This is a genomic window from Arhodomonas sp. KWT (assembly GCF_010993615.1).
Genome location: NZ_WNXE01001000.1, coordinates 1 through 603 on the forward strand (window position 1 = coordinate 1; position 603 = coordinate 603).

General features: G+C 74.6%; 2 protein-coding genes. Both read right to left on the reverse strand.

The window, feature by feature from the left end; genetic code table 11:
• The coding region (locus G7A99_RS23780; RefSeq protein WP_163144535.1) for an SDR family NAD(P)-dependent oxidoreductase at positions 1-415 on the reverse strand (415 nt) is incomplete at its 3' end.
• Between the two features lie 27 nt (positions 416-442).
• Positions 443-603 (reverse strand): SDR family oxidoreductase (locus tag G7A99_RS23785; protein ID WP_163144537.1); only part of this gene is annotated, 161 nt, incomplete at its 5' end.

A 603-nucleotide genomic window follows, 5' to 3' on the forward strand; every position in this document is an offset into this window, starting at 1 on the left:
CCCGCGGGGCGTCGCTCGCGCGCAGGTGGGGCAGTGCGGCGCGGATGGTGCGCACGGCGCTCAGCAGGTTGAGCTCGAAGGCGCCCTGCCAGTCCGCGTCGGTGAAGTCGTCGAACCGTCCCGGCGGCGGCCCGCCGGCATTGGTGACCAGGCTGTCGATGGCGCCGAAGCGCGCCACGGCGGCGTCGATCAGCGCCTCGATGTCGCCGCTGCGGGTGATGTCGGCGGCGACGCCCAGGGTCTCGGCGCCGGTCTCGGCCTCGATGCGTTCGGCGGCCTCGCGCACGGCCTCGGCGTCGCGGCTGGCGAGGACCACGCGGGCACCCTCGCTGGCGAGCGCGTGGGCGGTGGCGTAGCCCAGGCCGCGGCTGGCGGCGAGGACGACGGCGGTGCGTCCGGTGAGCTGAAGGTCCATCGGTATCTCCTCGTGGGGTGGGTGTTCCTACTCCGCGTAGATCATCCGCCGGGTCATGCCGCCGTCGACGATCATCTCCTGTGCGGTGACGAAGCCCGCCTCCGCGGAGAGGAGGTACGCCACCATCGCGGCGACGTCCTCCGGGCGGCCGACGTGGCCCGCCGGGTGCTGGGCGTGGTCCTCCGCGG